This window comes from Rummeliibacillus pycnus, assembly GCF_050459865.1.
In the GTDB taxonomy this organism is placed as follows: Bacteria; Bacillota; Bacilli; order Bacillales_A; family Planococcaceae; genus Rummeliibacillus; species Rummeliibacillus pycnus_B.
Genome location: NZ_JBCMNM010000025.1, coordinates 1 through 26,003, shown reverse-complemented (window position 1 = coordinate 26,003; position 26,003 = coordinate 1). Strand labels below are relative to the sequence as shown.

Below are 26,003 nucleotides of genomic sequence, written 5' to 3'. Positions count from 1 at the left end.
GAATCCATTTGTGAATTGGGATAGGAGAAACCTCTCCCTTTCCGCGAACCAAAAAAGCCCCTTCTACAGCAAAGCTATGTCCGGGGCCTTTCTTATTCGTTTTTTAGCAAGAATCTTGAAGTTACTACTAACTTCTTTTCTAACTGTTCACAAAATATAATCTTAAGACATATCAAGAAAAAACGATAAAAATTGATAGAGTAAGAAATATTATTATTTAATTCTTTCTTCCCAAAAAGTAGCATTTTTAATTCCTAGTTTCACAGGATCAAACTCTGGTTCTTTGCCAGCTTTTTTCTGCTGTTCATAGTCCTTGAGCGCAATAAGCGTCGGTTTTACTAAGAAAATCAGTGAAATGATATTTACCCATACCATAATTCCAAGACCTATATCACCAAGTGTCCATGCTGATTCAGATGTTCTTACTGCACCGAAGTATGTTGCTAATATAATTAATACTTGTACTGCTCGAATCGCTAGTTTTTGTTTCTTACCATCAAATAGGAATGCTACATTTGTTTCTGCAATATAGTAGTAAGCCATGGTTGTAGTGAAAGCAAAGAAAAATAATGCAATGGCTACAAAGGCTGCTCCAAATCCACCGATTGGGAATGCTGCATCTACAGCTGCTTGAGTATAAGCTGTACCTGCATCAATTCCTGGAATATTTTCGACGATAAATTTACCGGTACCATTATCAAGTTGTACATTATACATACCCGTAAATAAAATCATGAATGCTGTTGCTGTACAAACTAGGAATGTATCCAAGTACACAGAAGCTGCTTGTACTAAACCTTGTTTTACCGGATGAGATACTTCAGCAGCTGCTGCTGAATGAGGACCTGTTCCTTGACCAGCTTCGTTAGCATAAATACCACGTTTAACCCCCCATGCAATCGCTGCACCAAGAATACCACTAAATATTTTCTCAGCACCAAATGCACTTCGGAAAATTAACCCAAATACTGCTGGCACTTGATCGATATTCATAATAATGATAATGGCAGCAACTAAGATATAGCTTATTGCCATAAATGGTACGATAACAGATGCTGCGTTCGCAATACGCTTAACTCCACCTACAACAATTGTACCCAGAATAAGACAAACAACTAACCCTGATACCCAATGTGGAATATGGAATGCAGTATTCATCGCATCGGCAATTGCATTAGCTTGTACAGTTGGTTGAAGAATTGACATTGCGATTAATGCTGCAATAGCAAAAATCATACCTAACCATTTTTTACCTGTAAAATGGTGAATATAATAAGCAGGACCACCTCGATACTCACCATTCTTTTTTTCTTTATATATTTGAGCAAGTGTTGACTCAACATATGCTGTAGCTGCACCAATGAAAGCAGTCACCCACATCCAGAACACAGCACCTGGTCCGCCAAACGCAATTGCTGTTGCTGTACCGGCGATATTCCCTGTACCAATACGACCAGATAATGCCATCGTCATAGCTTGGAATGAAGAAACACCCGCCTCTGATTTTTTACCGTGGAAAATTTGACCGAACATATCTTTTAAAAATCTGACTTGTACACCCTTCGTTAAGATCGTGAAAATCAGACCCACTATCAAGATACCGTATATCATCCATGGGCCCCATAAAATATTGTAAAGACCATCAATAAAGGTTTTCATCTTGTTGTCTCCCATCATGTTGAATTTCAAAACATAAAATAAAAAATTCAAAAGAGTTTAAAAATTCTATTAAAATATTATTTTTTTATTATATTACACTGTTATTTATTTTAAAATAAACCTTTTATATTATGCACCTGTTGTAACCGTTTACAATTCATTTTGACAAAAAATCGTCACAATATGTATTTTCCACAAGGACATTGTGACATTTTTCATCATTTAATTCATTATTGAAACGGCTTAAAATAGGCATGATTTTATTTTTACGATTATTTTCGTTCACATTTTGTTTTTTTGTACACTGGTAGCAATACATTGAGGTCTAACAACTATCAACTTAATGACATATTATGACTGAGAAACAATTAATAAAATCAACAAAAATAGTATTTTTATTCATTTAATACTAACGGTTAGATAAAAAAAATGGCCATCATAAGCAAATAATTACCCATGGTGACCAGTTCTATTTTCTAAATAATATATCCAATATTTCGTAATGCATTAAAGATAAATGATTCCATATATTGATAAATATCCTCGCGCTCTGGCTCTTGATATAAATCGTGATAACATACCTTCCAGTCTTTGTATTGCATTTCCGATATGTTTTGTTGTATGAGCCATTTTTTGCTATGAGCAGGAGAGACGATTTTATCACTTCCACCATTCATTAACAGTATAGGGATATCTGGAAATCCCTCTTGCATTGTAGAAACAGCCTTCATAAATTGATGAAGCTCTCTAAACCAACTTACTGTCATAACAGCATTATAGTAAAGATCATCCTTTTCTTCTTTGTAAAACTCATAACTGCGTGTTAGCTGTTTTATTGTGATATCGTGATGAATTTTCATATTACCAGTCAATTTACTTAATCCAGTCAGTGCACTGGATAATTTTGAAGGCTGGTGTGTTAAATGTATCCATGGAGATGTTAGGATCATACCCGCACATTCGAATTTATATTTATGTTCGATTTGAATTGCAAGAGTTGCGCCAAGTCCATGCCCAATAATGAATATTGGCAAATTATAGTTTAAAGCTACTTGCATCATTTGGCGAATAAATTTTCCATAATCTCTGAAATTTTCATCATGCGCCTTTTTACGTCTGCTTTCTTCACCATGTCCAGGTAAATCACCGGAAATTACGTGCATTCCTGACATTCTTAATTTTTCGATTAACCAAGCATAACGACGATGATGCTCATATGCACTATGTATAAAAACCGCAACTCCTTTAGCTTGACCTTCTGCTTCCCATTTCCACATATTACTTCTCTCCTCATAATTTCCTATCCCTATTTTAACGCAATAAATTTATTTCTGTTCCAATTAACGTATTAGTTTGTTACGATAATATTACAATCTTAGCTTGAAATGAGGGGTATTTTCGATGATTTATCCATTTAAAGATAAAAAACCATCTATTGACCCATCTGTTTTTATTGGTGATAACGTAGTTATTACTGGTGATGTGACAATAGGTCCAGATTCGTCTATATTTTATAATACCGTTATTCGAGGTGATGTTTCACCAACAATTATCGGTCGAAAAGTGAATGTGCAAGATTTATGTTGTTTACACCAAAGTCCAGATGCCCCACTTATTTTAGAAGATGAAGTAACTGTCGGTCATCAAGTTACTCTTCATAGCTGTCATATAAAAAAAGGTGCACTAATTGGAATGGCTTCTATCGTTTTAGATGGTGCTGAAATTGGTGAAGGAGCATTTATTGGTGCAGGAAGTCTTGTTACACAAGGAAAGATAATCCCACCAAACACGCTTGCATTTGGACGTCCTGCGAAAGTGGTTCGAGAACTAACTGAAGAAGATAAAAAAGATATGGACCGTATCATTAATGAATATTATGAAAAAGGTCAATTTTATAAATCCGTTCAAAAGAGTCCATTACCTCGATAATTTTCTAATAATCGGGTTTGGTAAAAGTGAAAACTAGTTATGTAAAATCAGGGTTCGGAATAGACAAATTCCGGGCCTTTTTTCACCACAATTTGAATTGAATTTTTTCAGCGCTTACTAGCATACATAATATGAACTTTATAAAACGGAGATGTTTATATGAAAAAGATTCATTATAGTTGGATTATTTTAGTTATAACATTCTTTTCAATTATCGTTGCAGGAATTATCCGCTCATCTTCTGGTGTTTTTATACAACCCTTTGAAACTGAGTTTGGTTGGAGCCGACCTGCTATTTCGTTTGCTTTTGCTGTAGGTTTATTCTTATATGGATTTTCGGGCCCATTTATGGCTGCATTTGTCGAAAGATTCGGATTAAAGAATGTCATGCTTGCTTCGATGACACTTTTATCACTCGGGTTAGTCTTAACCTTTATCATGAATCAAGAGTGGCAGCTCGTATTGATTTGGGGTGTCATGATTGGGATTGGTTCCGGTTTATTTTTGACAGTATTAAGTACACAAATTGGAAATCGATGGTTTGTGAAACATCGTGGATTGGCTGTAGGTATTTTAACTGCGGCAACTGCTACTGGACAGCTTATTTTACTACCAGTACTTGCTAGTTTAATAGAAACCTATAGTTGGCATCATGCAATTGGATTAATCTTTTGTTTAAGTATAGTAATGCTTATTTTCATATTATTATTTATGAAAGATTGGCCAGAACAAGTGGGCACAATTGCTCTTGGAATGACAGTAGATGAGAATTCTATTGCACATTCAGATGAAAAATCAACAGAAAATCCATTTAAAATCGTTTGGGATTCATTAATGGAAGGTAGTAAAAGTAAAGCTTTTTGGCTTTTAGCTGGTAGCTTTTTTATATGTGGACTGTCTACTACAGGATTAATCGGAACTCACTTTGTTGGTTATTGTATGAGTTTTGGTATTCCAATGGTACTCGCAGCATCCATGCTTAGTTTTATGGGGATTTTCGATTTAATTGGTACAACCTTATCTGGTTGGCTAAGTGATAAAATTGATAATCGATGGTTATTATTTTTCTATTACGGACTTCGTGGACTATCATTATTATTTTTGCCAATTGCATTAAATAACAATTCTATTACTTTACTTATCATATTCTCCATTTTTTATGGGCTCGATTGGATTGCGACGGTTCCTCCAACAATAGGTCTAGCTAGAAGAGAGTTTGGTATGAAGAAAAGTGCCATGATGTATGGTTGGATGGTTGCGTTCCATCAGGTTGGTGCAGCAGTAGCTGCTTACGGCGGTGGCTTGATCTATAATATTTTCGATTCTTACACATGGGCATTTATGCTGTCAGGGGCATTTTGTGCATTGGGTAGCTTATTCGTTATTTTATTGAAAAAGCATAATCCTAAGGATGATGTTATTATGCCTTAAATCATTTAGGGAAAGTATCTAAGAATTTTAAATACCTGAGTGGTTTTTGGAGGGGAAATTGGTATTTTCCTTCAATTGTTGTTTATAATCTTATAATTTAATTGTTTTTGAGAGGTTTTTACTTACGGGAACTCACTTTTTGCTTCACTCGGGCTCACTTTTGCTTCACTCGAGCTCCCTTTTGCTTCACTCGAGCTCCCTTTTTGCTTCACTCGAGCTCTCTTTCGCTTCACTCGAGCTTCCTTTTGCTTCACTCGAGCTCCTTTTCGCTTTACTCGAGCTTCCTTTTGCTTCACTCGAGCTCTCTTTTGCTTCACTCGGGCTCTCTTTTGCTTCACTCGAGCCGAAGCTCCCTTATCCTCCATGAAACTAATCTGTTTTTTTAGAAGTTAGGCATATTAAAAAGGAACTGAGCTCAATTGCTCAATTCCTTTTTTATGTCGAGATTTTTAGTCAGCCTTAGACTCAGAGAAATTTTCTTGTATATCTTGAAACTCGTCACCGAATTGATTTCTTTCATTGTGTCTATCAGTAAAATTTTGTCTATCGCGAATTTCCTTTGACAGGGCGAATGACGTATACATTACGAAAATAATCCCCAGCCAATAATAGCCCTTTTCAACTAATGGCCACTCAGTATTCCAAATACTAATCATACCTATTCCAAAAGATGCAATCGACGATATCCAACAAAGACCTAAATACTCTTTTGAAACCTTTATATTCTCTTGTTTATCTCGTATTGTTTTCACAAGAGAAAATGAAGAGAAAGTAATCCAACCTAACACAATCGTGTAATATCCACGTTCAACAAGCATCCAATCTGTGTTCCAAATAGCAATTAGAACAAAAGCAAATCCCGTTATAAAGGCTACCCACGTTAAAAAGAAAAATTCATTTGATTTCAGGGATACCTATCCTTTCATTTTAGAATAATTGCCGATTTATTTTAGATTAACACTTAAACTTCTACTAATCAACATAATAGCTTAATATAGTAATAGATACCATAATATTACTATTTTAATTGAAAACTTATTCTATAGCTATTGAATTTTACACTTAAAAGTCAATACATTAAAAAGAATTCAAGATTAAGCTATGGAGAAAATAAGGAGTGGATAATAATTTTCAAGAAAATCTTGCCTTTCCTTTTAATTTGTCTTTTGCCTATTACGTTTTATCTTTTAATCTTACTGTTATATCTTAAAGATAAAATCAGTGGTTTCACTTTCATTTTTATGTTATTTTTCGTCTTAATTTGTATAGTAGTAACACGTCTAATCAAAAGAAAAAGTCAATTCAAACGAAAAATCGATCTTATTTTTTGTATAACATTTCTTTTATTTTGTTATGAACTTCCCCTTATATTATATGATTCAACTTCACACACAGCTCTTCTTTATCAGTCACCTGAACAAATTGTTGAAGGTTCAAATATCTATTTGTTAGGGGTAAATCAAATAAATTTTGAATTTATGGAAAACAAATTAGCAGTTACAAAACTTTTAGACAAGCAACATATTAATGCGCTTAATATAGTTGAAATAACAAATCAACTACGTTATGAATCTAAAAATCGCCAATTATTAGATTGGTTTCATCTAAAAAAGAATGATGCAGAACAAATGAAAGAAAGCGTAAGACATAATTTAGAAATTAAAGATAAAAGAATTGATGCGTTTCTAAATAGAAATCATATACATAGCGCAGGGTTAGCACTAGTATTATCAGAAATCATAATAAAAGACAATTTGCAAAATACGCTACCAATTGCTGTAACTGGAGGTATTGACAAAAAAGGCGATGTATTATCGATTGGCGTCTTAAAAGAGAAAATTCAAATTGCTAGTCTGTCAGGTATTCCATTTATGATTGTTCCAAGTGAAAACGCAAAGGAAGCAGCTAAAATTCAAAAAGAGATCCATACAAATATTCAAATTTTTAATGTAGCAAATATTGATGAAGCCATTAAAGTGGTTAAAAAAATTAATAATAAAAATAAATAAAAAGTATTTTGCTAATTCTTATTTGTTAGAATCAATTTCATAATTTAAAGATTTGATCTAAAACACGAACATTAAATGGGCTATTGTTATTTGCCATATCTATTAGAACATTGTCTATAAAGCGGAAGATGGCGACTCCTGCGGGAAAGCGAGACAGGTGAGACCCCGCAGGTAGCGTAAGCGGACGAGGAGGCTTACCGCTCGCCCGCGGAAAGCGCCATCTGAAGCGGCATATTAAGCAAATGATATATTTTAAATATAATCCGAATTATTGGATTGTATTTTTAGATAACATTCATGTTTTTTTGCTAGAAAAGTATTTATGAAAATGATTCAATTAAATTAAATCATTTTACCTCTTCATAAGGAAGAGGTTTTTTCTATGAAAATTAGTATTAATAAATAGTTTTAAAATATACAAAATTATGGTAATATTCTAATTATTATGTAAGGAGGAATAATTATGAAAAACTTTATCGATTTGAAAGAGAACACAATTTTAAAGGGAAAACTTAGCGAATAATAAAATGTGCTCAATTATTCGCTTGAATAATAGGAGGAGCATAAATGTTAAATAAACAAGGTTTTAATTTGTGGGCAAATGATTATGATCAAACTGTACAATTGAGTGAAGAAAATAATCACTATCCATTTGCAGGATATAAAACGATATTAAATACTATTTTCAATGAAATTATGCAAAAGAAACAATCCAAAGTCTTGGATATAGGATTTGGTACAGCAATTCTAACGAGTAAGCTCTATGAAGAGGGACATATTATAGATGGTCTAGATTTTTCTTCGGAGATGATTAAAATTGCACAATCTAAAATGCCAACTGCACGTTTAATGGAATGGGATATTTCGAAGGGATTTCCTAATTCTTTAAAAAACACTAAATTTGAGTTTATCATTAGCACATATACACTTCACCACTTGTCTGATAAAGAGAAAATTTCTTTTATTAGGAATTTATTATTTCTGTTAGAAGATGGTGGGAAAATTATAATTGGTGATATTGCCTTCGAGACAAGAGAACAACTCGAAACTTGTAGAGAAGAAAGTATTAATTATTGGGACGAAGAAGAATATTATTTTGTTAAAGAAGAACTTCATCCTTTATTAAGAGAATTCTGTCAATGTGAGTTTCATCCGATATCACATTGCGGTGGTGTTTTTATTATTACGGGGCAGTAAAGTTAAAAAAGACTGTAGGTAAACTTAAAGTAAAAGTTTATTTACAGTTTTTTGATGTTAGCTTTATTTTTATGATATTACTTGAGCTAAAGGCGACGATTACTGAGGAAAGCATCCGTCTGTAGTGAAACTGTTGATAAAAATAGTATGGTTAAACAAAGCCTTGTTTTTAATAATTGTATCGATTTTTTTCATATTTATTGAACACAATGGGGAAAATAAAAAGAATAAAATTCAATTTATATAAGAAGGAGAACCTGTAATGAAAATTATTATTGAATGGGTATACAGGACACCAAAAGGAACTGAAACCGTATTTCGTTCAGACGAAATACCAGCAGAACAAGGACTGAAGATTGCTCAAGATTTGGAAAAAACGGGCCGTGTGAAGAGAATTACTTTTATCGATCAGTTTGATAGCACTTGGACCATCAAAGAAATGAAAAAGTATTTAAAAGAAGTCGAAGGAGAACCTCATAATATTACCGTTTATTTTGATGGTGGTTTTGATATAGGGACAGGCATCGCAGGATTAGGATGTGTTATTTACTTTGAAAAGAATGGGAAGCCGTATCGTGTTCGAAAAAATGCGCAAACCGTTGGACTAGATTCAAATAATGAATCAGAATATGCTGCACTTCATTTAAGTATTGTAGAACTCGAACTCTTAAATGTAAAAACGATGCCAATCAGGTTTATCGGAGATTCTCAAGTAGTAATTAGTCAGATGAATGGTGAATGGGCAGTGCTCGAACCTGAGTTAGCAAAGTGGGCTGACCGTATTGATGACAAGTTGAAACAATTAGGTATTCAACCAGAGTATGAACATGTATCACGAAAATTGAATGGTGAAGCAGACAGACTTGCGACACAAGCAATACATGGAATAGAAATTATTGCACAAGTAGAATTGATTCTTGAAAACGATTGACGGATATCAATTATTTTATACAGTAAACATGCTAATTACTCTTAAAAATCATGCGATAAAAATTTTTCATTTGACTTAATTGACCTTTGTTTAATATTCGAGTGGTTGGGAATAATTTTAGTGTAAGGTTAAAAAAAGCTGAATGTATGGAGGAATAGCATGAAGAAGAATGTATTAATGGTAGTCCTATCTTTTGTTGCAGTATTGGCTTTATCTGCTTGTGGTACCACTCCCACAAGTAAGAACGAAGTAAACAGGAATGTAAACGTAGCCCCTGATGATAATTTGAAGACGCATGACAATACTACGTATCCAAATACAACACCAGCGCCAACCACACCAGCCACACCAGCCGTACCAGCGCCAACCACACCAGATCATACACTTACAAATGATCATACCGATATGAATCAATCGACAACAGGTATCGTTCCGACTGGCGTGAAAAAAGCGGTGAATCCTAAGCATCCTGTTGGTAGTCAGGTAACCATCAATGCAAACCACGTTGAGGGCATGAATGGGGCAAAGGCTACTATTGTTGGTGCCTATGATACAGTTGCCTATGCAGTAACATACACACCGTCAGCAGGTGGTGCAGTTGTAAAAAATCATAAATGGGTAATTCAGGAAGAGATTCGAAGTGCTGATAATAAAACACTTCAACCAGGAGCAAAAGTAACTCTTGAAGCAGACCATTTACCAGGTATGAAGGGATCCATGGCGACTATCGATTCAGGTAAGAAAACAACAGTGTATATGGTGAACTATACGCCAACTAATGGTGGATCTGAAGTTAAAAATTATAAATGGTTAATCGAAAGTGAATTATCACCAGTGAAGTAAAAGTATTTTAATAATTATAAAAAAACCTACATTTTGATGTAAAAGTCAAATGTAGGTTTTTTATTTCATGAATTTTCAGTCTGTAGCGGAACATCTAAATAAGGATATTGAAATGCTAGTTGAAATGTTCTTATTTAAAAAATGAAATTGGATTTATGAAATTGATCCACTAATTTTCCTCTTTCATTTTTCTAAGTAGTAACCATTCGAATAGTACAAAGAGAGTAATGGGTAAAATAATGCCAAGAACAACAAAAGTTTGGCTTTTACCATCTTGGAAAAACTCCTTCGTTTGAGGAATCCTTAATAATAAACCAAAAATTCCTAATGTAATTACAAAAACAAGACCTCCATAAAATTCACGTTTCTTTTTAAATATTACATAAACAACTGCCATGATTAAAATAGCAAGAATGGCAATCCAATCAAATGGGGCAGTAATTTCTACAATTCCTTGTTTCGGTGTAAAAAGTTGAATAAGGACAAATAATCCAAATGGAATCATTGCCAATATCCATATTATGAAGAAATTAATTATTTTAGGTAATTTTATTTTTATATAAACACTTAGGTGTAACAATTTAAAGATGCCATAAACCAATGCAACTGAAAAAATCCCATTCAACAATATAACAAATACATTTACCTGTAATGTTGGTGCTGTAAAACTACCGACGATGGTATAAAACGTACTGATTAAAAATATCCAACTACTTATTTTAAAAATCGATTTCCATGAAGGTTTATCAAATTGCTTTGTCAGTTGATCAACAACTTCTTTCGGATTTTTACCGAAATACTCTTCTGCCGATTCATCATGCTTTTGCGCTTCTAAAATATCTTGTAATATCGTCATTAATTGTCGTTCTGTTTCTAATTCATCATAGAAAATTCCGAATGTTCGCATATATAGTAGAATATTTTCGTAATACTCTTTATTATCTGGTGATAGCTGTTCTCTATACTTATTATTTTGTTCCACTAATTGTTTGGCTACGTCATTTTTCAACCCATTCACTCTCCGTTCTTTCCCATAATCCGATTCACTTTTACAATCAACGAACTCCATTGTTCTCTAAAACCTTCTAATTGTTGTTCTCCATCAGGCGTAATAAAGAAGTATTTTCGATTCGGTCCATCTGGTGAAGCGAGCTCCTTAGTTTTAATTAGCCCTTGTTTTTCTAACTTTTGCATTAGAGGATAAATCGTTCCACCTACTATGGTTGTAAACCCATAATTGCGCATCATTTGTACAAGTTCATATCCGTATACTGGTTGTTGTTTAATAATGGATAAAACACAACCTTCAAGTACACCTTTTAATAATTGTGTCTCCTTCATTAACTCACCTCACTATGTTGTAATACATACTAGTTGGAAATAATGTATCATACATTCACTAGTTTGTAAAACATACTAGTTAGATATAGCTATATACTGGCTCAAGATAAAGTTAATCAAAGCATGCTAAACGTTATTTTGGATAAAAAGATTGATGAGAATATAAAAGGAAGTTTGAATAACGTAGTTTCACTCTATTACTATTGAAATTTTTATCAAACTTTTTACTACTGAAAAAACTTTTATAAAAACAAACTTATACATATTGAGATTCGTTTAAAATACAAAGAAGGGGCATTTAGAAAAATTCAATTGCAAAATAAGTTGTTTAATAAACAAAGTCAAAAGAAATTAGAGAATACTGTGAAAACTAGATTAAGGAGAAGCAAAGAATTATTGAAACCACAATTCGAGAAATACGAATGGGAGGTGCTGTTAAATGAGTAAAACATATTTTGAAGACTTAAATAATCTTACTGAGAGTAAAGAAAAAGTTGTGACGAATGTTTTAAGGTATATTGAAAATCAATCTACAAAAAAAGATAAATTTAAATGGGGTTACTGTATTTTAATACTAATAGTAACTGGTTGTATGTTTTTATTTACTTTCACCCTAATAATTAATTACCCAAAACATACTGCAAATGAAGTCTCAATCCTTGATAAAAATATCTATGATATCAACATAAAATCTCAGTCTCATCTGAATGCATTATCAGTTGAGGAATCCCAATATAAAGCATTCAATGATTCTTTACAGCTTGATGCAGACTATGCTTATGCATTAAGTAAAGGAATTGTTTTAACTGAAAATGAGATAATTAAAAAAGAAAAAGAATTTATGGTAAACCTTGAAGAAATGAAGCAAGACCCTCAAAGTAGAAAAGACTTTAAAGAAGAACTTAAATTTTTAAATCTAACTGAACAAGAACTGATCGAGCAATATATAAAACCACAATCTATAAAAGCAGCTGCTTTTGATCGACTTGTATCTGACTATTATAAGCAACATAAAAACGCTTACGAATTACACGTAATAACTTCCTTAGAACAAGATGCAATGAACTACCTAAGTGAAAAATATTCTAAAAAGATAGCAAATCTTCAAGGAGAATATAATATACCTAAAAAATCAAAAGAAATGGGGAATTTCTTAAAAATCGGTCTGGTTGTCGCGATTGAAGATGATAAATTTTTGGTTGTAAGTAATGCTTCAGATGAAGAATTGGCACAATTATCTTCAGATGGGATAGTGAAGAAACATAAAAATGGGACATGGTTTCCTTTGCATCATGTCAAACAAAAAATAAGGATTGGTGACAAAGTACAAGTCTCTTATAATCGAATTCAAGACACTTTTCCGGAAGTAGCTAACCTTGTAAGCGTTAAATTTTTAAACAACAAATAAATTTGAAGTAAAGTAGAAATTTTATTTTTCAAAATTTCTACTTTTTAAATTATGGAATATCATTATTTATAATCACTTTTTTTAAAACAATAATTGCCTGAATTTCCCCAAATCGCTTGGAAGTTTGATTTAATTGCCTTCAAAGTCCCGAATTAAATCATTAAAAATCCTAATTTCTGTGAAATATTGTTTGCTGAAATGAGCAATTCTTTTTTTAGAAATTCAATGCGTTCTGATGTCAGGCTATATTGTAAAACTCCTATGCTTACGGCACCGATGACTTCACCAGAACGAGAAAAAACAGCAGCTGCAAGTGAAGCAGTTTCTCCTGAGTGCTCATCATAACTGATTGCAAGATCTTGAGCACGTATTTCTTGTAGCTCTTTTATTAATTCACGGAGTTGCACTTCTGTTAATTTAGAACTTAATGCAGACAAAACTTGGTTTTGTGTGAAATTAGCAAGCATCACTTTATTAGCTGCACCCTCTGGCATAGGGACGCGTAGACCAATTTGATCAACAATATGGATACGATTATTAGGACCGTCAATCCGTTCCATAATCAATGATTCTCCATCAAGAGGTTTGTTCAAATAAACGCTTTCATTTACTATATTTGCTAAACGATCAAGTTCTGGTCGAATTGTTGAGACATAATCGAAAGAATCATATAACATTAAACCGTACTCTAGCCACTGATTTCCTAGAGTATATTTTTTTGTTTCGCTATCTTGTTCAATTAGTTTATGTGACATGAGGGAGCTTAATATCCGATGAAGTGTCGCTAAAGGTAACTTTGTATTTTTAGATAATTCACTAATAGTTATCCCTTCCTCTTTTACATTTGCGATTGTATGAATGACTAACATCATTCTGTCAATTGTTTGCATGAAATACACATCCTATTATATTTTCTGATTATTATAAATATATTGACATTATACACGAATTTTCATATATTCTAAATATATTATTTCCAAGTAACGGAAAACTTTTCCGATGAACGGAAAAATGGGGGGTGCAAATATGTATTGTGATTCAATGTATAAACCTTTGAAACATGTTATCGTGAAACGTCCTGAAGATGCTTTTATTAGTCAGAAACATTTAAAGGAAAACTGGGAGAAATATTATTATTTAAGTGAACCGGATTTTGCAAAGTCTTTGAGAGAGTATGATGCTTTTCTAAATATTTTAGAAGAGCATGTGGAAGTAATCGATTACTTGCCACAAAGTGATGATGTAGGGTTAGATTCCTTGTATGCACATGATCCTGTAAAATTTACGCCACATGGAGCTATTATTTTACGATCAGGGAAAGAATTACGTCAGACAGAAGCAGAAGTCTATGAAAAATATTTAAAAGAACATAAGATTCCAATCATCGGTAAACTAACAGGGGAAGCGATTTCTGATGGAGGAGACTTTGTATGGTTAAATGATTGTACTGTAGCAATTGGCAGAGGGTACCGTACAAATGATGAAGCAATTCGTCAGTATAAAGAAATTCTGAAGCCTTTTGTTGATGAAGTGATGGTCGTTCAACTACCTCATGATTTAGGAGAAGATGCTTGTTTACATTTAATGTCGTTCATTAGCATTGTAGACAAAGACTTAGCAGTTGTGCATTCACGACTTATGCCTGTCGTGCTAAGACAGTGGTTATTGGAACACGATTTTCAGCTAATCGAAGTTCCGATTGATGAGTATGATAATTTAGGGTGCAATGTATTAGCATTAGCTCCAAGAGTTTGTATACTTCCAGCAGGAAATCCGGTGACGGAGCAATCTCTGAAAGACGCTGGTGCTACAATTTACACATATGAAGGGGAAGAAATTACAGTCAAGGGAACAGGTGGTCCTACATGTTTAACTTGTCCTGTAAAAAGAATCTAAGGGGGAAAAGAGATATGTTTTCAAATGTAATCGTAAAAAAACCTGGTAAAAGTTATGTTGAAGGATTAACTACATCAAATTTAGGAACACCTAATTATGAGGAGTTACTAATTCAACATGAGAATTATGTTGAAGCGTTAAAACGATGCAACGTTGAAGTAACTTATTTAGAAAAGGACGAAGTTTATCCTGATTCAACATTCGTTGAAGATACAGCTGTTTTAACGAAGGATTTTGCAGTAGTTACAAATCCGGGTGCACAGAGCAGAAATGGTGAAATAATAGCAATGGAGCCAGTTCTAAAAGGATTTTATGACAAAATTTATCATATTGATGCGCCGGGTACATTAGATGGAGGGGACATATTACAAGCAGACGATACTTTTTATATCGGAATCTCTGCTAGAACGAATGAAGAAGGGGCAGAACAACTTAAGTCTATTTTAGAGGGCGAAGGTTATAGAGCTCACATTGTACCATTAAAAGAATTTTTCCATTTAAAAACGGGCATTGCGTATATAGGGAATAACAAAATGGTACTTGCTGGTGAATTTATAGATGACGAACTTTTTGCATCGTATGACAAAATTGTCATTCCAAAAGATGATGAGTACTCAGCAAATTGCATCCTTGTAAATGATTATGTCATTATCCCGTCAGGATATCCAGCAACAAAAGAAAAATTGCAAGCTGCTGGGCATCAAGTAATTGAATTGCCTATGAGCGAATTTCAAAAACAAGATGGTGGTTTAAGTTGTTTATCATTAAGATTTTAAACTAGGGGGAATCACGATGAACGAGCAACAAGGGGTGAATGGATCAAACCAATTAAAACGTTCTATGAAAAGTAGACATTTACTAATGCTATCACTTGGGGGAGTGATTGGTACAGGTCTCTTTTTAAATGTGGGTTATACGATCAACCAAGCAGGTCCAGGTGGGGCAATCATTGGTTATTTAATTGGTGGATTTATCTTATATATGGTTATGACTTGTTTGGGAGAGCTTGCTGTACATATGCCAGTAACAGGCTCTTTTCAAACTTATGCAACAAAATACATACATCCATCTGCAGGGTTTTCATTAGGTTGGATGTACTTTGTAGGTTCAGCAGCAACTGCAGGTGTTGAATTTACTGCAGCAGGCATAATGATGAAACATTGGTTTCCAGATGTACCAGTCTGGATATGGTGTGCAGTGTTTATGGTATTACTCTTTTCAATAAATGCATTGTCTACAAAAGGATTTGCTGAAGCTGAATTTTGGTTCTCTGGAATTAAAGTGGTTGCTGTTATTCTATTTATCGTTATTGGAATAGGTGTCATTACGGGTGTTATTTCACAAGTAGATCGACCAACACCACATTTAGATAATCTTGCACCTAATCTACTTTTCCCAGCAGGAATAAGTATTATATTTGTCACCATGATGAATGTTATTTTCTCCTATCAAGGATCAGAGCTGGTGGGGATAGCAGCAGGTGAAACGGAGAATCCACAAAAGAATATTCCAAAAGCAATTAGTACGATTTTGCTACGGATCATTCTTTTCTATATAGCATCAATTCTAATTTTATCTGCCATATTCCCAACAAGTGAATTGGGTCTAATGGAAAGTCCATTTGTAACATTACTTGAAAACGTAGGAATTCCTTTTGCACCAGATATTATGAACTTTGTAATCTTAACTGCCATATTATCTGTGGGGAATTCATGCTTGTATGCATCTACAAGATTACTTTGGGCAATGTCAAAAGATGGTATGGCACCAAAGATATTTGGAGAAGTTAACAAGAACAATATTCCATTTAAAGCACTGTTATTTACAATGATCTTTTCATTACTTTCATTATTAACAAGTGTTATGAAAGCTGATGCAGTTTTCGTTTTGCTTATGTCGATTGCAGGTATATCGGTAACAATTTCGTGGATGGGAATCGCACTTTCACAATTCATGTTTAGAAGAAAATATATAGCAAGCGGAGGAAAAGTAGAAAATTTAGGTTATCGAGTAAAATGGTATCCGTTTATTCCACTATTCTGTATTACATTCTGTGCAGCCATTCTAATATTCCTTGCGTGGGATCCAACACAAAGAATTGGCTTGCTGTACGGTATTGGGTTCTTCATCGCATGTATTCTTTTCTATCAAATAAAACTTAGCAAAAAAACGATGATTACAACTGAGCAAGAAGAAAAAGTTGAAATTAAGAAACAGGAAGGTGAAGAAAATGATGTGGGAGACACCGGAAAAGTTACGAGCACTACTTTGTGAACTTGTTAGTTGGGAAAGTCAAACTTTAACACAAGGTGAGCAACAATTTTCAAAAAAATTACAAGCAAAACTTCAACAGTTACAATATTTTGAAAAAAATCCAACGTACTTAAACCTTTGTGAAGTGGATCATGGAAGACAAGTAGTATCAGCTTTATACAAAAATCCAGAAGTGGATGAAACAGTTGTACTCATCAGTCATTTTGATACAGTCCAAATTGAGGAATACGGATCTTTAATACCACTAGCTACAATGCCAGAAGAATTAACAAAAGCATTTTTGGCTAATCCCGACCAATTGAATGATTCTGCGAAAAAGGATTTAGTTTCTGGAGAGTATTTGTTTGGGCGTGGTGTAATGGATATGAAAATGGGTCTTGCACTTCATTTGCAAATGATTGAACGTGCAATTGAAGAACAGTGGCCAATAAATCTATTGCTCATTACAGTACCTGATGAAGAAGTAAACTCTGCAGGAATGCGTCAAGCAGTAAAACATATTACTGAATTACAAAAGGAACAAGATTTAGAAATCGTTTTATTTTTGAACAGTGAACCTTCATTTTCACAAGACCCAACGGATTTAAAAGAGTATATTTATTCTGGAACGATTGGGAAAATCATGCCATCAGCTTTGTTCTATGGAAAAGAAACACATGTTGGAGAGCCGCTAAAAGGTATGACAGCACCATTCATGAGCGCATTTCTTACAGCAGAAATGGAGTGGAATGATCAATTTTTAGAAAGCCAATATGGAGAAGTCACACCACTCCCAGTATCATTACAATTAAAAGATTTAAAAGACCAATACTCAACTCAAACGCCGTATAGAGCTGTTGCTATGTACAATGTTTTCTTGATGAAGCGAAGTGCAGAAGAGATTATGACTATTTTTGAAGAAGTAGCAAAAACCGCTATGGAAAAATGTCAATCTCGTTATGATGAGGTTTGCAGTAAACATGGCATTACAGGAGTAGGGGAAATCCGAGTATTACGCTTTGAGGAATTGCGGAATTATGCAGTGGAAAAATTAGGTGGAGAAAAGGTTGTTGAATTAACAGCAGGTATAATCACAAACGAATCTTTAGATGACCGCGAAATGTCTTTACGAATAGCTGATCGATTGATGATTCATTGCCAAGAATTAGCGCCAGCTGTAGTACTGCTATTCGCTCCTCCATATTATCCACCAGCAAATTCGTCAGATAATAAATTAATTCAAGGTGCTGTTTCACTTCTATTAAATGAGGCAAAAAAATATGATATACCACTAGAACAAATTCATTATTTTAATGGCATTTGTGATTTAAGCTATTGTCAATTCTATGCAGATAAAGAATGGCAAACCTATGAAAAGAATTCACCTGTATGGGGTGAAACATACGACATACCATTCCAGGAGATAGCTCAGTTTTCAGCTCCAGTATTAAATGTAGGTCCATTTGGCAAAGATCCACATCAGATATCAGAGCGGCTACATGTTAAAAGTGCATTTGAAGAAATGCCAGAATTATTATCCAAATTGTTGAAATATGTTGGTGAAAGCACAAAAGTTAAAGAATAATATAGATATAAACTTTAATAAGATGTATAAAGACACATTTAAAGTTGTAAGAAAGGTTAATGAAATGAGAGGAGGAGTTGTGTATGGGATTATTTGATGGTTTGATGGGAAATGCATCAGAAGTGAAGTTAGATGTAATTGAATCCGAGGTAAAAGATTTATTGGCAAAGAATGAAAAAGTAGAGCAAGCCTATAAATTGATTCGAGATATGTTCGTCTTTACGGATAAACGATTACTTTTAATTGATAAACAGGGTGTAACCGGCAAGAAAACTGAATATCATTCGATCCCATACAAAAGTGTCGTACACTTCTCTATTGAAACTGCAGGTACATTTGATTTTGAGGCGGAACTAAAAATCTGGCTTTCAAATGGCGCAGAACCTATCGAAAAGAAATTTAATAAAACATTGAACATTTATAAAATTCAAAGTGTCTTAGCTGACTATGTATTAAAATAAATCGATTAAGCATCCAATTGTTTTGAATTGGATGCTTTTTAAAATTAAAGATACTATGATTACTTTACATAATTTCAATTCAATAGTAAAAAATAAGCACAAACCAAGTGAAAATAAAAATACAGTGCTATAATATTAGACAACAATAAACTATTTGCTAATAATATCCGTAGAAGAAAAGGCGATTAAAGCATGTACAGTTAAAAAGAATATTAATGAGTAGGAGAACAAACATGATTGAGGTAAAAACATCTCCATTAAGTGATGGAGAATTCAATAGAGGGGTATTTGCTACAGTTGATATCAAAAAAGGAGAGCTTTTACATAAAGCACCTGTGATTTCTTATCCAAACGACCAGCATCAATATATAGAGCAAACTTTACTAGCTGATTACGCTTTTGAGTATGGGATAAATCACTCTGCCATCCTTCTTGGTTATGGAATGTTATTTAACCATTCTTATGAACCGAATGCAATTTATGAAATTAGTTTTGAAAATCACACATTTGACTTCTATGCTTACACAGATATAAAAGCAGGAGATGAAATTTTAATCAATTATAATGGCGATGTTGATAACAAAGATCCACTTTGGTTTGATCAGGACTAAAAAGGATATGGAGTAGATTCTTGACGATTTCCTTCCGAAGTAAATCAAGTTTATTATTTCTACACAATCTAAAGAAAGTACTTCTTTGGTACTTTTAGGATGAGTATTTACCAACGCTCGCTATTGCTAATATACTTTGAAATTTATTTTATTAACGTTTATATTTCGTAAATTACAGTAAGTATTAGACAAATGTGTATTTATGATATATAATAAAGTCCATAAGGTTATAAGAGAAAAGTTGAATTCACATATTACAAAAAGTAATCGTGTTTCTTCGATACTTTTTGTAATATGTGAATTTTTTTCTTTCAAAAAACTTATGTATTAATAATTTTAATTAATGGAGGTCATTCAAATGACACAAGGTACAGTAAAATGGTTTAACTCAGAAAAAGGTTTCGGTTTCATCGAAGTTGAAGGCGGAGCAGACGTATTCGCTCACTTCTCAGCAATCCAAGGTGAAGGTTTCAAATCTTTAGACGAAGGTCAAAAAGTTGAATTCGAAATCGAAGAAGGTCAACGCGGACCACAAGCTACAAACATCGTAAAACTTTAATTTTAAATTAGTTAGTTTTACAAAAAGAGGAATCCTTTCAATAGGGTTCCTCTTTTTTATAAGGTTCGACTCGATATATTGTCTTTATTATTTTCGCTCATACCAGCTCAAATAGTGCTCAGAAGCCTTGATTTACAAGGGCTTTTATTATTATCTATTTCATCTGCGCTCATTAGTATTGCGTAACTGTTATTATTATGATAAAGTACTTTTTGTCGAAAAGTTTAAGTTATAGTGATTTGCGGAAGTAGTTCAGTGGTAGAACATCACCTTGCCAAGGTGGGGGTCGCGGGTTCGAACCCCGTCTTCCGCTCCATAAATGGAGGAATACCCAAGTCTGGCTGAAGGGATCGGTCTTGAAAACCGACAGGCGGGTCAAACCGCGCGGGGGTTCGAATCCCTCTTCCTCCTCCATATCGGGTCGGTAGCTCAGTTGGTAGAGCATTAGATTGAAGCTCTAAGTGTCGGCAGTTCGATTCTGTCCCGACCCATATTAAAAAATGTCCAAATCATTTTGGACATCTTTTTTTAACATTAATTGTTAGTAAATGCCTTTAAACTGATATACTAGATATTTTGATGCCCCATAACAAATTTTAGATTGGGACTATATTTATACATACCTGTATAACGAGCGAGAAGTTCAGAAGAAATATCGTAGAAATGAATAAAATGTAATCATATTGTCAAAAAATTTTGAAATGCTACAATATACCTTGTGAAAGTAATTTATCGAAGATTGGAGTTAATAATGACTGAAATTTCAATCAATAACAAATGGAAAGGTATTATTTTAGTTTTATTGGCAGCTATTTTCTGGGGCATTGCTGGAACTCTTGCGCAGTATTTGTTTCAAATACAAGGCTTTAATATCGAGTGGTTAGTTGTATTAAGATTGCTATTGGCAGGATTTTTGATGTTATTAGTGAATTATTCAAAAGAACGGGAACGGATTTGGGCAATATGGAAGAATAAGAATGACATTATTAACTTACTATTATTTAGTTTTGTTGGAATGCTTGCTGTTCAATATACATTTTTTGCAGCCATCATACATGGAAATGCAGCTACAGCAACAGTTTTGCAATATTTATCTCCAATGATTATTCTTATTTATGTAGTGTTCAAGAATAAAAATTTACCTAAATGGAATGAAGCAATCTCAGTATTATTAGCGATTGTTGGAACAATTCTATTAGTAACGCATGGCCAAATCACAAAGCTTTCTATATCAAGTCAAGCTTTGTACTGGGGTATCGCTTCAGCATTTACCCTAGCCTTTTACACATTACAACCACAAAAGTTATTGGCAAGGTATGGTTCCATTGTAGTAGTAGGGTGGGGGATGTTAATTGGTGGTATTGGCTTTAGCTTTATTCATCCTCCTTGGCAGTTCGAAGGGACCTGGTCGATTTCTTCAATTGCTAGTTTCATATTTATTGTAATCTTTGGAACACTTCTTGGCTTCTATTTTTACCTTGAGAGTTTTCGCTATATAAAACCGACAGTAGCAAGTGTTTTAGCATGTGTCGAACCATTTACTGCATCAATATTATCTGTTATTTTCCTAAATGTTACCTTTGGATTACCTGAGTGGATTGGAACGCTTTGCATATTGAGTACTATCTTAATCACGGCGAGAAAGGGAAGCGAAAGAGAAACGAAGGAAGAAAAAAATGAAGAAAAAAACGAAGTATTACATGAAGATATAATCTAAAGAAAACAAACTAACAACAAAATTGTAGATCAATTAAATTCAACTAAAAAAGAGCGAGAAATCTATTCATTTCTCGCTCACAATTTTTATGATATTTACTTTAAATGCTTAACTATGTGCAGTAATCATAACAGATTTGCACGGTAAAAGCAATCTACTAAAACGAATGACTTTCTTTCAACGGTTTCATTCTTCAAATAAATCGTCAGCTAAAGCGTTAATCTCTTCTCTTAATCGTTTTGTTCCCTCAATATCCAATGTAATGCAATCTCCATTGATGATAATTTGGTCACCAACATTTGCTTCTTTTGGTAATTTTGCCTTTGGTACGTCGATTGTGTTGTTTTTGATTTCGATAACAGCGAAATTGCCTTCGAATCGGTCAATGATCCCTTTTTGCAATTATTTCTCCACCTTTACAGAGATAGTCGAGCCATTTGATGTAAAAACAATATTACCATGTTGATCCGTACGATAAATTTTCGCATGAACTGCTTTTAATCGATTCAATGCTTCGGAAGTTGGATGGTGATAACGATTACCTTCTCCAACACTGATTGCTGCATAATCTGGTTTTGCAACCGCTAAAAAGTCAGCATTTGAAGCTTCTTTGGCACCATGGTGACTTACTTTTAAAACGTCTATTTTAGGAATAACACCTGCATCTAACATATCTTCTTCAGCTGGCGTTTCAGCATCTCCTGTGAAAAGGAATTTCTTATCGCCATGTTGCATTAATAATACGCCACTCCAGTCGTTTAAATTATTTTTTGAATATTCCTTGACAGGACCGATAAAACGAAGATTTAATGAATTTTCTTTAACTGGAATATCGACACCATTTTTTGCAACTTTAATTTTGAGACCTTGTGCTTTTACAGCATGTAAAAAATTTTGATAGGCGATAGTCGTATGTGTAATCTTTGGTGCGTACACAGATTTAACGGGAAAGGCATCAATTATATCTGCTAAACCCCCTATATGATCAGCGTCAGGGTGTGTGGAGATAACAGCATCTAACTGTTTTACACCATGTTGTAGTAAATATTCGATTACTTTTTCGCCTTTTCCTTTATTTTCACCATCAATTAATATGTTTTCTTTTGGCGTTTGAATAAAAATAGAATCTCCTTGGCCAATATCAATCATATGTACATGAACTTGATCACTTGAAGATGTAACTGGCATTGGATGAGAATGTTTTGTCGAAGTACCTTCGTCAATTGCATTTGTACAACCAGTCAGTAATATAATACTAATAAAGATAAATAGTATACCTTGCATTTTGTTTTTCATTAAAATTCCTCCTATTCATACTCTATCATGAATAAGAGGTTTAGAACAGATGTTCGGGTTATGTTATCATATAATAATATTTATCATCAGCATGATATACTGGTGAAACTCCTCCGGTTACTCGTTGCAATAAATTTTGCCCCTCCCTCTCTGCAGACCTCCCACCAAGCCTGCTCCTGGAATTACTTTTCGAAGAAAAATATCCGCATACGTTCTTGCGGGATTTTTGTAGACGGTTTTTCGGCAGAAGTGTCCGGGCTCAACTAATCTACTACATTGCATTTAGAACCACACTATTATTAGACATTTTAGTATAAAACCACAAAAGGACTGTTCATAGTACGTAGTATAAGTAGTTTAATACTTTAAAATGACGAAGTGAAGGGTTTTTATATTTGATAATTACTAATATTCTTGGATAAAAAATTAATTAGAAAGGGAATAAATGTACTATGAAGATGAAGAGGAGGAATGATGATAGCGATGAAATGGTTGAAATGGATTGGCTTATCTCTTCTCTTTTTGGTATTAACGGGTTGTATGGATCCTAACCATTCGGTGCAAACAGGAACAATAGATCAAAAAAGTGTTGTACAGTTTAATAAATCGGAAAAGAGTGAAGAAACTTACCAAAAGGGAATAGATACTTTTAACAATGGCCGTAATATTAAAGTGGTCCCTTCAGAAATTGAAAACTTAAAAACATATTATATTCAATTTAAAGATGATAACCAAAATTTGGTGATTAGTAATTATAAAGTTTGGTTTGATTATAATAAAGATCGCATTATTTTTACAGATTATATCCATTCCTATTCTTATTATCGAATTGTAGACGATGATACAGAATTTATAAGAAGTCTATTTTTAAATGATGATGAGGGAAAATGATGGTAGTATATAAAGTAAAAAGTATGGAGTGCTGCCTTCATGTGGTTTTGGTATTTAGTTAGTTTTTGTATTAGTTTAGTTGCAACTTTTATTATTTATAAACTGACGCATGTTATTTTATTTGTCTTTCCACCTTTAGCTGTTATTCTTGTTCATCTCTATTTTCAACGCAAGTCGAAATAGATTCTGACTTATTAGTGAACTCCCTATTTATAAATAAACTAATGCCGTACAATGATAAGGAATAGTTAGAGAGGGGGAGCCTTGTGGAGACTTTAGAGAATATAGTATCCATTACAGATCCAATTAAATTTCGAAAGACATTAATACAATATATTGATGAACATCCGAGTGAAAAAGAAAAAACCTTGCATATGATTGATAGTCTTTCTCAAGAATCGAAAATTTGGGAAGAAAACATAGGAGAACCATTTGAAACAAATCAACACAGATGGACAGATTTTTACTACCATAATTTGAAGATCCGTTTGACAAATAATTTTTCCAGAGAGAAATTCTTACATACACTAGATGTTGCAGAATACTTAGAACAGCATCAAAGTATGTTGTTAAGTGAAAACAGTAATGAAAAAATTAAGCTATATGGGAAGACAATGGGATTTATCATGATCGGCGGAGTGTCCATTTTTATCGCAATTGTCGTAGTAATGGTGTTTTATTTTAAAAACAAATATGCTTAATCTCCAACACACATTATTGATTCGAAGTTAAACTCAATAGTTTCCTATAACTTTCCCAAATAAAAAGGGCTAATTGCTTTAAAAGCAATTAGCCCTTTTTGATTACAATTCATCTGCAACGCCTAGAATGATAATTCCCAACATCACGATGGCAATAACAAAATAGTGTTTTGGTGTTAATTTTTCTTTTAAGAAAATTCGAGATAAGATTACAGAGAAAATCGAATAAGATGCAATAAGTGGAGCAGCAATAATTGCATATGCACTCATTGCGTATACGTAGAAGAATTGACCAGTTGTTTCAAGAATTGCTGCGCATGCTTTGTCACGTTCTTTAAAAACATTAAATTGTACTTTCTTTACACCTTTTAGATAGATAAATGTAATAGCTGCACAGATAAAGAATGTATATTCATATGCTAAAAGTGCAGAATCTTCACTCATTAATTTTAATTCATCAAGATAGATCCCATCTGCAAAAGTACCTGCACCATCTAATAGTGCATAGATGATAGGGAACATGACCGCCATAAACCCAAGTTGATATTTATTATCTACTTGAATATTATTCAATCTCATTATTTTGTTTTCTTCTTGTTTTTCAACGATAGCAATACCAATTACACCAACTGTAATGATTACAACACCTATGATATGTATCCAGTCAATATCTTGCCGGAAGAAGATAAATAGTAAAATCGCTGTTATCGCACCAGAAGAGTTTTGTACGGGTGAAGATATCGATAATTCTAAATATCGTAAACCTACATAACCAATGGTCATAGAGACAATATAGAAGAAAGAAACTGGTAAGTATTTCACCATATCAAATGGGTGAAACTCGATTCCTTTATATAACGAAAAGCCAGTAGCATGAATTCCCATAACAAGTCCAACCATTACAACGATCTTTAAATGACTATATTTGTCATTACTGTCAGAACCCTTTTTATAGAACAAATCCGCACCGCCCCATGCAAGAGCAGTTAGGATTGAAAATAAAAACCACATAATAAAAGTGACTCCTTTACTTAATTTTACAACTAGTCTATTATACGGTTATTTATATAAACTGAAAAGGAAATATTTGTACTAACTATATATGAATTTGTTGAGATATTTATCCATTGTGTTTTTCAATTATTGAATAGATTTCGTAATTCAAAGATTACTAAAAAAGAACATTAAAAAGGCAATTGTTATATACCAAATGTAGTAGATAAGCTATTGAATGAAGTGGAATTAGCTCCGCTTTCCGTGGGCGAACTGACGAGCCTCCTCGTTC

27 protein-coding genes and 3 tRNA genes are annotated in these 26,003 nt (G+C 33.5%); 20 read left to right on the top strand and 10 right to left on the bottom strand.

The genetic code is table 11. The features are described from left to right. Window positions 1–213: 213 nt before the first annotated feature. A complete protein-coding gene (locus ABE048_RS06910) occupies window positions 214–1,659 on the bottom strand; it encodes an alanine/glycine:cation symporter family protein (protein ID WP_430310146.1) in 1,446 nt (481 codons plus the stop codon). 476 nt (window positions 1,660–2,135) lie between these two features. Next, on the bottom strand, window positions 2,136–2,936 hold the full coding sequence (locus ABE048_RS06905) for an alpha/beta hydrolase (protein WP_430310145.1): 801 nt from the start codon (window positions 2,934–2,936) through the stop codon (window positions 2,136–2,138). A 124-nt stretch (window positions 2,937–3,060) separates the two neighbouring features. Here ABE048_RS06905 and ABE048_RS06900 point away from each other — a divergent pair, with 124 nt between their 5' ends. Together ABE048_RS06900 and ABE048_RS06895 are read left to right on the top strand one after the other, a co-directional pair. Beyond that, window positions 3,061–3,588: a gamma carbonic anhydrase gene (locus ABE048_RS06900; protein ID WP_430310144.1), complete on the top strand. Its 528-nt coding sequence runs from the start codon at window positions 3,061–3,063 to the stop codon at window positions 3,586–3,588. A 159-nt stretch (window positions 3,589–3,747) separates the two neighbouring features. Beyond that, on the top strand, window positions 3,748–5,019 hold the full coding sequence (locus ABE048_RS06895) for an MFS transporter (protein ID WP_430310143.1): 1,272 nt from the start codon (window positions 3,748–3,750) through the stop codon (window positions 5,017–5,019). A gap of 122 nt (window positions 5,020–5,141) precedes the next feature. Here ABE048_RS06895 and ABE048_RS06890 read toward each other — a convergent pair whose 3' ends face one another. Beyond that, window positions 5,142–5,357, bottom strand: a complete 216-nt coding sequence (locus tag ABE048_RS06890; protein WP_430310142.1) for a hypothetical protein — start codon at window positions 5,355–5,357, stop codon at window positions 5,142–5,144. Window positions 5,358–5,468: 111 nt separating this feature from the next. Then, window positions 5,469–5,927, bottom strand: a complete 459-nt coding sequence (locus ABE048_RS06885; protein ID WP_430310170.1) for a YiaA/YiaB family inner membrane protein — start codon at window positions 5,925–5,927, stop codon at window positions 5,469–5,471. 537 nt (window positions 5,928–6,464) lie between these two features. On the opposite strand from ABE048_RS06885, the gene ABE048_RS06880 reads away from it, so the two are divergent. The 4 genes from ABE048_RS06880 to ABE048_RS06865 all read left to right on the top strand — a co-directional run bounded on the left by ABE048_RS06880 (window position 6,465) and on the right by ABE048_RS06865 (window position 9,999). Continuing rightward, window positions 6,465–7,028 carry a S16 family serine protease gene (locus ABE048_RS06880; RefSeq protein ID WP_430310141.1) on the top strand — a complete coding sequence of 188 codons (564 nt, stop codon included), beginning with the start codon at window positions 6,465–6,467 and terminating at the stop codon, window positions 7,026–7,028. A gap of 567 nt (window positions 7,029–7,595) precedes the next feature. Beyond that, window positions 7,596–8,225 carry a class I SAM-dependent methyltransferase gene (locus ABE048_RS06875; RefSeq protein ID WP_430310139.1) on the top strand — a complete coding sequence of 210 codons (630 nt, stop codon included), beginning with the start codon at window positions 7,596–7,598 and terminating at the stop codon, window positions 8,223–8,225. 262 nt (window positions 8,226–8,487) lie between these two features. Beyond that, window positions 8,488–9,156, top strand: a complete 669-nt coding sequence (locus ABE048_RS06870) for a reverse transcriptase-like protein (protein ID WP_430310138.1) — start codon at window positions 8,488–8,490, stop codon at window positions 9,154–9,156. A 159-nt stretch (window positions 9,157–9,315) separates the two neighbouring features. Then, window positions 9,316–9,999, top strand: a complete 684-nt coding sequence (locus ABE048_RS06865; RefSeq protein ID WP_430310137.1) for a YdhK family protein — start codon at window positions 9,316–9,318, stop codon at window positions 9,997–9,999. Window positions 10,000–10,168: 169 nt separating this feature from the next. Here the strand turns inward: ABE048_RS06865 and ABE048_RS06860 are convergent, their stop codons facing one another. Both ABE048_RS06860 and ABE048_RS06855 read right to left on the bottom strand, forming a co-directional pair. Then, complete coding sequence (locus ABE048_RS06860; protein WP_430310136.1) at window positions 10,169–11,008, bottom strand: DUF1129 domain-containing protein; 840 nt, start codon at window positions 11,006–11,008, stop codon at window positions 10,169–10,171. Between the two features lie 5 nt (window positions 11,009–11,013). Then, window positions 11,014–11,340 (bottom strand): PadR family transcriptional regulator, encoded by a 327-nt coding sequence (locus tag ABE048_RS06855; protein ID WP_430310134.1) that lies wholly within the window; start codon window positions 11,338–11,340, stop codon window positions 11,014–11,016. A gap of 439 nt (window positions 11,341–11,779) precedes the next feature. On the opposite strand from ABE048_RS06855, the gene ABE048_RS06850 reads away from it, so the two are divergent. After that, window positions 11,780–12,748: a DUF3221 domain-containing protein gene (locus ABE048_RS06850; RefSeq protein ID WP_430310133.1), complete on the top strand. Its 969-nt coding sequence runs from the start codon at window positions 11,780–11,782 to the stop codon at window positions 12,746–12,748. A 152-nt stretch (window positions 12,749–12,900) separates the two neighbouring features. Here ABE048_RS06850 and ABE048_RS06845 read toward each other — a convergent pair whose 3' ends face one another. After that, the gene (locus tag ABE048_RS06845; RefSeq protein ID WP_430310132.1) at window positions 12,901–13,638 is read right to left on the bottom strand and encodes an IclR family transcriptional regulator; all 738 of its coding nucleotides are present in this window, start codon (window positions 13,636–13,638) and stop codon (window positions 12,901–12,903) included. Between the two features lie 136 nt (window positions 13,639–13,774). Here ABE048_RS06845 and ABE048_RS06840 point away from each other — a divergent pair, with 136 nt between their 5' ends. From ABE048_RS06840 to ABE048_RS06790, 11 genes are all read left to right on the top strand, one after another. Then, complete coding sequence (locus tag ABE048_RS06840; protein WP_430310131.1) at window positions 13,775–14,644, top strand: dimethylarginine dimethylaminohydrolase family protein; 870 nt, start codon at window positions 13,775–13,777, stop codon at window positions 14,642–14,644. Between the two features lie 14 nt (window positions 14,645–14,658). Continuing rightward, the gene (locus tag ABE048_RS06835; RefSeq protein WP_430310129.1) at window positions 14,659–15,420 is read left to right on the top strand and encodes a dimethylarginine dimethylaminohydrolase family protein; all 762 of its coding nucleotides are present in this window, start codon (window positions 14,659–14,661) and stop codon (window positions 15,418–15,420) included. A 16-nt stretch (window positions 15,421–15,436) separates the two neighbouring features. Next, window positions 15,437–16,918 carry an amino acid permease gene (locus ABE048_RS06830; RefSeq protein WP_430310128.1) on the top strand — a complete coding sequence of 494 codons (1,482 nt, stop codon included), beginning with the start codon at window positions 15,437–15,439 and terminating at the stop codon, window positions 16,916–16,918. Continuing rightward, on the top strand, window positions 16,875–18,482 hold the full coding sequence (locus ABE048_RS06825) for a M20/M25/M40 family metallo-hydrolase (RefSeq protein WP_430310126.1): 1,608 nt from the start codon (window positions 16,875–16,877) through the stop codon (window positions 18,480–18,482). Before ABE048_RS06830 ends, ABE048_RS06825 begins: the two co-directional genes overlap by 44 nt. An 83-nt stretch (window positions 18,483–18,565) precedes the next feature. Continuing rightward, complete coding sequence (locus tag ABE048_RS06820) at window positions 18,566–18,943, top strand: PH domain-containing protein (RefSeq protein WP_430310125.1); 378 nt, start codon at window positions 18,566–18,568, stop codon at window positions 18,941–18,943. Window positions 18,944–19,176: 233 nt separating this feature from the next. Then, entirely contained in the window at window positions 19,177–19,554 is a 378-nt protein-coding gene (locus ABE048_RS06815) for an SET domain-containing protein (protein WP_430308614.1), read from the top strand. 358 nt (window positions 19,555–19,912) lie between these two features. Beyond that, window positions 19,913–20,113: a cold-shock protein gene (locus ABE048_RS06810; protein WP_430310123.1), complete on the top strand. Its 201-nt coding sequence runs from the start codon at window positions 19,913–19,915 to the stop codon at window positions 20,111–20,113. Between the two features lie 241 nt (window positions 20,114–20,354). Beyond that, window positions 20,355–20,429 (top strand) — tRNA-Gly (locus ABE048_RS06805). A gap of 5 nt (window positions 20,430–20,434) precedes the next feature. Next, window positions 20,435–20,527: transfer RNA gene (locus ABE048_RS06800), tRNA-Ser, on the top strand. A gap of 4 nt (window positions 20,528–20,531) precedes the next feature. Continuing rightward, window positions 20,532–20,604: transfer RNA gene (locus ABE048_RS06795), tRNA-Phe, on the top strand. Window positions 20,605–20,864: 260 nt separating this feature from the next. Then, window positions 20,865–21,830: a DMT family transporter gene (locus tag ABE048_RS06790; protein WP_430310121.1), complete on the top strand. Its 966-nt coding sequence runs from the start codon at window positions 20,865–20,867 to the stop codon at window positions 21,828–21,830. A gap of 186 nt (window positions 21,831–22,016) precedes the next feature. Here the strand turns inward: ABE048_RS06790 and ABE048_RS06785 are convergent, their stop codons facing one another. Continuing rightward, a complete protein-coding gene (locus tag ABE048_RS06785) occupies window positions 22,017–22,232 on the bottom strand; it encodes a DUF3006 domain-containing protein (protein ID WP_430310119.1) in 216 nt (71 codons plus the stop codon). After that, entirely contained in the window at window positions 22,233–23,126 is an 894-nt protein-coding gene (locus ABE048_RS06780; RefSeq protein ID WP_430310117.1) for a ComEC/Rec2 family competence protein, read from the bottom strand. Between the two features lie 483 nt (window positions 23,127–23,609). On the opposite strand from ABE048_RS06780, the gene ABE048_RS06775 reads away from it, so the two are divergent. Next, entirely contained in the window at window positions 23,610–24,017 is a 408-nt protein-coding gene (locus ABE048_RS06775; RefSeq protein ID WP_430310116.1) for a hypothetical protein, read from the top strand. A 266-nt stretch (window positions 24,018–24,283) separates the two neighbouring features. Further along, the gene (locus ABE048_RS06770; protein WP_430310114.1) at window positions 24,284–24,718 is read left to right on the top strand and encodes a hypothetical protein; all 435 of its coding nucleotides are present in this window, start codon (window positions 24,284–24,286) and stop codon (window positions 24,716–24,718) included. Between the two features lie 102 nt (window positions 24,719–24,820). Here the strand turns inward: ABE048_RS06770 and ABE048_RS06765 are convergent, their stop codons facing one another. Further along, complete coding sequence (locus ABE048_RS06765) at window positions 24,821–25,729, bottom strand: EamA family transporter (RefSeq protein WP_430310113.1); 909 nt, start codon at window positions 25,727–25,729, stop codon at window positions 24,821–24,823. Window positions 25,730–26,003: the final 274 nt, after the last annotated feature.

Coding starts and splice junctions, on each gene's coding strand:
- ABE048_RS06790 (WP_430310121.1), top strand. CDS start 20,865: ATGACTGAAATTTCAATCAATAACAAATGGAAAGGTATTATTTTAGTT.
- ABE048_RS06765 (WP_430310113.1), bottom strand. CDS start 25,729: ATGTGGTTTTTATTTTCAATCCTAACTGCTCTTGCATGGGGCGGTGCG.
- ABE048_RS06780 (WP_430310117.1), bottom strand. CDS start 23,126: ATGAAAAACAAAATGCAAGGTATACTATTTATCTTTATTAGTATTATA.
- ABE048_RS06830 (WP_430310128.1), top strand. CDS start 15,437: ATGAACGAGCAACAAGGGGTGAATGGATCAAACCAATTAAAACGTTCT.
- ABE048_RS06895 (WP_430310143.1), top strand. CDS start 3,748: ATGAAAAAGATTCATTATAGTTGGATTATTTTAGTTATAACATTCTTT.
- ABE048_RS06900 (WP_430310144.1), top strand. CDS start 3,061: ATGATTTATCCATTTAAAGATAAAAAACCATCTATTGACCCATCTGTT.
- ABE048_RS06910 (WP_430310146.1), bottom strand. CDS start 1,659: ATGAAAACCTTTATTGATGGTCTTTACAATATTTTATGGGGCCCATGG.
- ABE048_RS06875 (WP_430310139.1), top strand. CDS start 7,596: ATGTTAAATAAACAAGGTTTTAATTTGTGGGCAAATGATTATGATCAA.
- ABE048_RS06835 (WP_430310129.1), top strand. CDS start 14,659: ATGTTTTCAAATGTAATCGTAAAAAAACCTGGTAAAAGTTATGTTGAA.
- ABE048_RS06905 (WP_430310145.1), bottom strand. CDS start 2,936: ATGTGGAAATGGGAAGCAGAAGGTCAAGCTAAAGGAGTTGCGGTTTTT.
- ABE048_RS06845 (WP_430310132.1), bottom strand. CDS start 13,638: ATGCAAACAATTGACAGAATGATGTTAGTCATTCATACAATCGCAAAT.
- ABE048_RS06810 (WP_430310123.1), top strand. CDS start 19,913: ATGACACAAGGTACAGTAAAATGGTTTAACTCAGAAAAAGGTTTCGGT.
- ABE048_RS06825 (WP_430310126.1), top strand. CDS start 16,875: ATGATGTGGGAGACACCGGAAAAGTTACGAGCACTACTTTGTGAACTT.
- ABE048_RS06850 (WP_430310133.1), top strand. CDS start 11,780: ATGAGTAAAACATATTTTGAAGACTTAAATAATCTTACTGAGAGTAAA.
- ABE048_RS06815 (WP_430308614.1), top strand. CDS start 19,177: ATGATTGAGGTAAAAACATCTCCATTAAGTGATGGAGAATTCAATAGA.
- ABE048_RS06865 (WP_430310137.1), top strand. CDS start 9,316: ATGAAGAAGAATGTATTAATGGTAGTCCTATCTTTTGTTGCAGTATTG.
- ABE048_RS06820 (WP_430310125.1), top strand. CDS start 18,566: ATGGGATTATTTGATGGTTTGATGGGAAATGCATCAGAAGTGAAGTTA.
- ABE048_RS06840 (WP_430310131.1), top strand. CDS start 13,775: ATGTATTGTGATTCAATGTATAAACCTTTGAAACATGTTATCGTGAAA.
- ABE048_RS06775 (WP_430310116.1), top strand. CDS start 23,610: ATGAAATGGTTGAAATGGATTGGCTTATCTCTTCTCTTTTTGGTATTA.
- ABE048_RS06855 (WP_430310134.1), bottom strand. CDS start 11,340: ATGAAGGAGACACAATTATTAAAAGGTGTACTTGAAGGTTGTGTTTTA.
- ABE048_RS06870 (WP_430310138.1), top strand. CDS start 8,488: ATGAAAATTATTATTGAATGGGTATACAGGACACCAAAAGGAACTGAA.